The organism is Pelagibius sp. (assembly GCF_028289705.1).
Taxonomy (GTDB): domain Bacteria; phylum Pseudomonadota; class Alphaproteobacteria; order Kiloniellales; family Kiloniellaceae; genus Pelagibius.
Map to the genome: position 1 here is coordinate 1 of NZ_JANQOI010000051.1, position 6,040 is coordinate 6,040.

General features: G+C 69.4%; 6 protein-coding genes and 1 pseudogene. 4 read left to right on the forward strand and 3 right to left on the reverse strand.

The window, feature by feature from the left end; translation table 11 throughout:
- Positions 1 to 334, forward strand: a pseudogene (locus tag Q0996_RS06340) (DUF4139 domain-containing protein); the annotation flags it as partial.
- Positions 335 to 706: 372 nt separating this feature from the next.
- Here Q0996_RS06340 and Q0996_RS06345 read toward each other — a convergent pair.
- Complete coding sequence (locus Q0996_RS06345; RefSeq protein ID WP_299616963.1) at positions 707 to 1,831, reverse strand: DNA recombination protein RmuC; 1,125 nt, start codon at positions 1,829 to 1,831, stop codon at positions 707 to 709.
- A 195-nt stretch (positions 1,832 to 2,026) separates the two neighbouring features.
- Between Q0996_RS06345 and def the strand changes: the two genes are divergently transcribed.
- The 3 genes from def to truA are packed head-to-tail and all read left to right on the forward strand — an operon-like array spanning position 2,027 to position 4,341.
- The gene (gene def / locus Q0996_RS06350; RefSeq protein ID WP_299616964.1) at positions 2,027 to 2,563 is read left to right on the forward strand and encodes a peptide deformylase; all 537 of its coding nucleotides are present in this window, start codon (positions 2,027 to 2,029) and stop codon (positions 2,561 to 2,563) included.
- Positions 2,564 to 2,575: 12 nt separating this feature from the next.
- Entirely contained in the window at positions 2,576 to 3,559 is a 984-nt protein-coding gene (fmt, locus tag Q0996_RS06355; RefSeq protein WP_299616965.1) for a methionyl-tRNA formyltransferase, read from the forward strand.
- On the forward strand, positions 3,556 to 4,341 hold the full coding sequence (truA, locus tag Q0996_RS06360; RefSeq protein ID WP_299616966.1) for a tRNA pseudouridine(38-40) synthase TruA: 786 nt from the start codon (positions 3,556 to 3,558) through the stop codon (positions 4,339 to 4,341). Before fmt ends, truA begins: the two co-directional genes overlap by 4 nt.
- A gap of 4 nt (positions 4,342 to 4,345) precedes the next feature.
- On the opposite strand, the gene dapE is transcribed toward truA, so the two are convergent.
- Both dapE and Q0996_RS06370 read right to left on the reverse strand, forming a co-directional pair.
- A complete protein-coding gene (gene dapE, locus Q0996_RS06365) occupies positions 4,346 to 5,515 on the reverse strand; it encodes a succinyl-diaminopimelate desuccinylase (RefSeq protein WP_299616967.1) in 1,170 nt (389 codons plus the stop codon).
- Between the two features lie 9 nt (positions 5,516 to 5,524).
- Positions 5,525 to 6,040: 2,3,4,5-tetrahydropyridine-2,6-dicarboxylate N-succinyltransferase (locus Q0996_RS06370; protein ID WP_299616968.1), on the reverse strand; the 516-nt coding region annotated here is incomplete at its 5' end.

The following is a 6,040-nucleotide window of genomic DNA, read 5'->3' on the forward strand; positions in this document are numbered from 1 at the left end:
GTTTCTCGGCGAAGACCGGCTGGTCCACACCCCTGAGGGGGAGATGGCTCGGCTCACCCTGGGCCGCGCCTTCGACGTCACCGCCCGCGCCGTGCGCACGGTCTTCGAGCGTCTGTCGAACCGCAGCTACGAGACCGGCCAGCGCATCGTCGTCAAAAACGCCAAGGCCGAGGCGGTGGAGGTGCTGGTCGGCGGCGTCCTGCCCCAGGGCTGGAGCATGCTGGAGGAAAGCCAGCCGCACGAACAGGAGTCCGCCAACCGCGTGGTCTGGCGCCTGCGGGTGCCGGCCAAGGGCGAAAGCACGATCAGCTATCGGATCCGCGTGTCGAGCTAAATCTAAATCAAGTTAATTAACTGGATTTTGAGCACTTAACGCGATTTAGATTAATATCGAACCAAACCCGCTCGGTGCTCACTGCTGTCCGGTTTAGGTCAGTATCGAAAACCCGGCTGCCATCGAATGTGCGGCTCACCCCCCACCCAACCTCCCCCCGTCAAGGGGGGAGGAGATTTTCTCAGCCGCTTCAATAACTTCCCCCTCCCCCTTCGACGGGGGAGGGTTGGGGTGGGGGTGACAACCTCTCAGCGGCAAGCCGTTCACCACTACGGGCTCGCTCTCCTGTCCCGCAGCCAATTTCTTGGCTCTAACCCCTTACACTGCAATCCTCTGCGCCAGACCGCGATACCCTAAATCGGACCGCAGTGGTCAGTGCTTGGTGATCTGAACCGGCTCCGGGGTCGCCGGCTCCAGGGCCGTCGTCCCGTCCTCCAGCTCCAGCTCGCCGATCTTCTCGCCGCGCTTGAGGATCTTGCCGGAGGAGGTGCGGATCTCCTGGATGTCGCGGCGCGCCAACTCGAAGTGGCTCTCCAGGTTGTTGACCCGTTTGTCCAGGCGCAGCACGTCGACCATCATCTTGCCCACCTCGGTCTGGATGATGCCGGCCTGCTCGCGCATGCGTACGTCCTTCAGGACCGCGCGTACGGTGTTGAGGGTCGCCATCATGGTGGTGGGCGAGACGATCCAGACTCGGGCCTTGTAGGATTCCTCCACCACCCCGCGGAAGTTGGCGTGCAGCTCGGCGTAGACCGCCTCGCTGGGCAGGAACAAGAGCGCCGATTCCGCCGTCTCGCCGGGAATGATGTAGCGCGCGGCGATGTCCTGAACGTGGCGGCGCAGGTCCTGGGCGAAGGCGCGGCGTGCTGCCGTCAGCATCGCCTCGTCGCTGCCAGCGGCCCTGAGCGCCTCATAGCTCTCCAGCGGGAACTTGGCGTCGATGGTGATGGGGCCCGGCGGGTTGGGAAGCTGCAGCAGACAGTCGGCGCGGCGTCCGTTGCTGAGGGTCGCCTGGAAATCGTAGGCCGAGGGCGGCAGCGCCGCCTCCACCAGGTCGCGCAGCTGCACCTCGCCGAAGGCGCCGCGGGCCTGTTTGTTGGCCAGGATGTCCTGCAGGCCGACCATCTGGCCCGACAGTTCGGTCAGGTTCTGCTGGGCCTTGTCGATCACCGCGAGGCGCTCGCGCAGGTCGGTGAGGGCGCTCTGGTTCTTGGTGGCGGTCTCGGTGAGGCGCTCGCCCACCCGCCGCGAGAAGGCTTCGAGGCGGTCGTCCAGGGCCTTGGCCATGAGCCGCTCCTGGCTCTGCAGTTGCTCGGCGATCTGGGCCTGGACGGCGGCCTGGGAGTCCGCCATCTGGGTGAGCCGCCCGGCCAGCGCGGCGAATGCCTCGTCGCGCGCGCCGTCATCCCGAGGCCGCCGGCTGACCATCAGGAACAAGCCAAGAACGGCCAGCAGGCCGAGTCCGCCGGCGAGGACGAGAATCATCAGGGAATCCATGGTGCGACTCCGGGAAAGAACAGAACGCGAATCGGAGCCTAGCACAGCACTCCGATTCGCCTCGCCTCCGTCGTCGCCAGCGGCCCAGGCGTCTTGACGCTGACCGGTGCAGGCAATAGGTAGAGCTTTCACGCTCGCGCGCGGACAGCTTGTCCCTTCGCGCGGCAATTTGGAAACCTCCGCGACCGCCGAAACATGGCCCTGCTCCCGATCATCACCGCTCCCGATCCGCGCCTGAAGAAGGTCTGCCAGCCCGTCGCGGCGGTGGATGGCGAGATCCGCCGGCTGATGGAGGACATGCTGGAGACCATGTACAACGCACCGGGCATCGGCCTGGCGGCGCCCCAGGTGGGGGTGCTGAAGCGCGTGATCGTGGTCGACGTCTCCGGCGACGAGGAGCCCGAGGCCCCCCTCTTCATGGCCAATCCGGAGCTCACCTGGGTCTCCAACGAGGACGCCCGCTACGAGGAGGGCTGCCTCTCCTTGCCGGAGCACTACGGCGACGTGGTCCGCCCCGCCGCCATCAAGGTGCGCTATCTGGACCGCGAGAACGAGATCCGCGAGCTGGAGGCCGATGGCCTGCTGGCGACTTGCATCCAGCACGAGATGGATCACCTGGAGGGCATCCTCTTCGTCGACCACCTCACCGCCCTGAAGCGCAACATGATCCTGCGCAAGCTCCTGAAGGCCAAGAAGGCGGACAAGCCGCTGGCAAGCTACGCCACCGCGTGACCCGGCCGGGCCATGGCCAGCTCTTCCGGCGACACTCCTTATCCCCTGCATCCCCTGCGCCTCGCCTTCATGGGGACGCCGGACTTCGCCGTCCCGGCGTTGGACGCCCTGGCCGAGGCCGGCCACGAGATCGTCGCCGTCTACACCCAGCCGCCCCGGCCCGCCGGGCGCGGCCAGCAGGAGCGGCCCTCGCCGGTCCACGCGCTGGCGGAGGCCCGCGGCTGGCCGGTCCGCACGCCGACTTCCCTGAAGACCGAAGCGGCCCAGCGCGCCTTTGAGGAGCTAGAGCTGGATGCCGCCGTGGTGGCGGCCTACGGCCTGATCCTGCCGGCGGCGACCCTGCAGGCGCCGCGCCTGGGCTGTCTCAACATCCATGCCTCCCTGCTGCCGCGCTGGCGCGGGGCGGCGCCCATCCAGCGCGCCATCCTCGCCGGCGACCGCGCCACCGGCATCAGCATCATGCAGATGGACGAGGGGCTGGACACCGGCCCGGTGCTGCTGCAGGAAAGCCTGGCCATCGGCCCGCAGACCAGTGCCCAGGACCTGCACGACGCCCTGGCCGCCCTCGGCGGACGGCTGATCGTCGAGGCGCTGGAGGGCCGGCGCAGCGGCCGTCTGACGGCACAGGCCCAGCCCGAGGCCGGCGTGACCTACGCGGCCAAGCTGGAGAAATCGGAGGGCCGGCTGGACTGGACCGAAACGGCGGCGGAGCTGGATCGCCGGGTGCGGGCCTTCACCCCCTGGCCCGGCGCCTTCTTCGAGGTCTCCCAGGACGGCAAGCGCGAACGCGTCAAGGTTCTGGAGGCCGAGCCGCTGCCGGAGAGCGGGGAGCCGGGCCGGGTGCTGGACCAGGCGCCGACCATCGCCTGCGGCGCCGGTGCCCTGCGGCTGCTCCGCGTCCAGCGCGCCGGCCGCGGGGCAATGACGGCGGAGGCCTTTCTGCGCGGCTTTGCCCTGCCCAGCGGCAGCCGCCTGCCCCTTGGACCCGACCGATGAGCCGATTCCAGATCCTCGTCGAGTACGACGGCGGCGGCTTCGTCGGCTGGCAGCGCCAGGACAACGGCCCCTCGGTGCAGGCGGCGCTGGAACAGGCGGTGGAGCGCTTCTGCGGGGAGTCCGTGCTGGTGGAAGGGGCCGGGCGCACCGATTCCGGCGTCCATGCCCTGGCCCAGTCGGCCCACCTTGATCTGGCCAAGGAGACCACCGCCGAGACCCTGATGGCGGCCCTGAACTTCCACCTGAAGCCGGACCCGGTGGCGGTGGTTGCGGCGCGGCCGGTGCCCGGTGACTTCCACGCGCGCTTTTCGGCGAACCGCCGGGCCTATCTCTACCGCATCGTCAACCGCCGCGCGCCCCTGGCGCTGGAGCGCGGCCGCGCCTGGTTCGTGCCGCAGCCGCTGGACGCGGACGCCATGCACGCGGCGGCGCAAGAGCTGATCGGCGAGCACGACTTTACTTCGTTCCGGGCCAGCGAATGCCAGGCCAAGTCGCCGGTGAAGACGCTGGACCGCCTGAGCGTGGCGCGGAGCGGCGACGGCGGCCAGGACGCGCTGATCGAGATCCGGGCGGAGGCCCGCTCCTTCCTGCATCACCAGGTGCGCAACTTCGCCGGCAGCCTGAAGCTGGTGGGCGAGGGGAAGTGGCGCGCGAAAGATCTGCGCGCGGCTTTGGAGGTGCGGGACCGCGCCGCCGCCGGCCCCACGGCGCCGGCCTGCGGGCTCTATCTCACCGAAGTGGGCTATCCGGACGAGGCCTTCGCGGGAGCGCCGAAGGCCTGACCTCCTATCCGGCGGCATGGCGGTCGAGGACCGCGCGATAGATCCGGGTGAGGGCGGTCAGGTCCTCGAGGCTGACGTGCTCGTCCACCTTGTGGGCGGTGGCGTTCAGCAGGCCCAGTTCGGCGACGGCGCAGTGGTCCTTGATGAAGCGGGCATCGGAGGTACCGCCGGTGGTGCCCAGTTCCGGCGCCGCCCCGGTCACCTCGGCCACCGCGGCGGAGACCAAATCGCTCCAGGGGCCGGGCGGGCAGAGGAAGGATTCACCGGACACGCGGATCGCCATCTCGTAGCCGGCGCCCCGCGCCCGGTCGATGGCGCCGTCCAGGCGCTCGCGCAGCCAGGTCTCCAGGGACCCGCTGCTGTACAGGTCGTTGAAACGGACGTTGAAGCGCGCCGTCGCCTTGGGCGGGATGACGTTGGTCGCGGCGTTGCCGACATCGACGGAGGTGATCTGCAGGCTCGAGGGCGGAAAGTGGGCGTTGCCTTCGTCCAGCGGCTCGTTGACCAGCGCCGCCAGCATGCGGGTCAGATGATGCACCGGGTTGTCGGCAAGCTGGGGATAGGCGGTGTGGCCCTGGGTGCCGGCGACGACCACCTCGGCGTTCAGGCTGCCGCGGCGGCCGATCTTCACCATGTCGCCGAGGCGCGCGTTGCTGGTCGGCTCCCCCACCAGACAGGCGTCGAGCTGCTCACCCTGCTCGCGCATCCAGCGCAGCACCTTGCGGGTACCGTTGATCGCCACCCCCTCCTCGTCGCAGGTGATGAGCAGCGACAGCGATCCCCGGGGCTTACCGCCCTCGGCGAGGAAGGCGCTGACCGCTGCCACGAAAGCGGCGATGGAGCCCTTCATGTCCACCGCTCCGCGGCCGTAGAGACAGCCGTCGCGAAGCTCCGCGGCGAAGGGATCGACGCTCCAGTCCGCGGGGTCGCCCACCGGCACCACATCGGTATGGCCGGCGAAGCAGAGGTTGGGACCGGCCTCGCCCAGGCGGGCGAAGAGGTTGTCGACCTCCGGGCTGTCCTCCTCGGCGAAGGGCAGGCGATGGCAGGCAAAGCCAAGGCCGCTCAGCACCTCCTCCAGCAGGCTCAGGCTGCCGGCCTCCGCCGGGGTCACGCTGGGACAGCGGATCAGCCCCCGGGCGAGGTCCAGCGTGTCGAGGGGGGCCGGGGCCATCGCCGCGCCCTAGTCGCGCAGCAGGTCGTTGATGGAGGTCTTGGCGCGGGTGCGCTCGTCCACCTGCTTGATGATCACCGCGCAGTAGAGGCTGGGTCCCGGGCTGCCGTCGGGCAGCGGCTTGCCCGGCAGGCTGCCGGGCACCACCACCGAATAGGCCGGCACCCGGCCCATGTAGACCTCGCCGCTGTTGCGGTCGACGATCTTGGTGGAGGCGCCGATGTAGACGCCCATGGAGAGCACCGAGCCCTCCTCCACCACGACGCCCTCCACCACCTCGGAACGGGCGCCGACGAAGCAGTTGTCCTCGATGATCACCGGGCCGGCCTGCAGCGGCTCCAGCACGCCGCCGATGCCGGCGCCGCCGGAGATGTGGCAGTTCTTGCCGATCTGCGCACAGGAGCCGACCGTGGCCCAGGTGTCGATCATGGTGCCGCTGTCCACATAGGCCCCCAGGTTCACGAAGCTCGGCATCAGCACGACCCCCGGTGCGATGTAGGCGGAGTGGCGCACCGTGCAGTTGGG

What these genes read in the sequence shown, in the direction of transcription:
- Q0996_RS06345 (WP_299616963.1), bottom strand. Translation starts at nt 1,831, where the DNA reads ATGGATTCCCTGATGATTCTCGTCCTCGCCGGCGGACTCGGCCTGCTG.
- def (WP_299616964.1), top strand. Translation starts at nt 2,027, where the DNA reads ATGGCCCTGCTCCCGATCATCACCGCTCCCGATCCGCGCCTGAAGAAG.
- truA (WP_299616966.1), top strand. Translation starts at nt 3,556, where the DNA reads ATGAGCCGATTCCAGATCCTCGTCGAGTACGACGGCGGCGGCTTCGTC.
- dapE (WP_299616967.1), bottom strand. Translation starts at nt 5,515, where the DNA reads ATGGCCCCGGCCCCCCTCGACACGCTGGACCTCGCCCGGGGGCTGATC.
- fmt (WP_299616965.1), top strand. Translation starts at nt 2,576, where the DNA reads ATGGCCAGCTCTTCCGGCGACACTCCTTATCCCCTGCATCCCCTGCGC.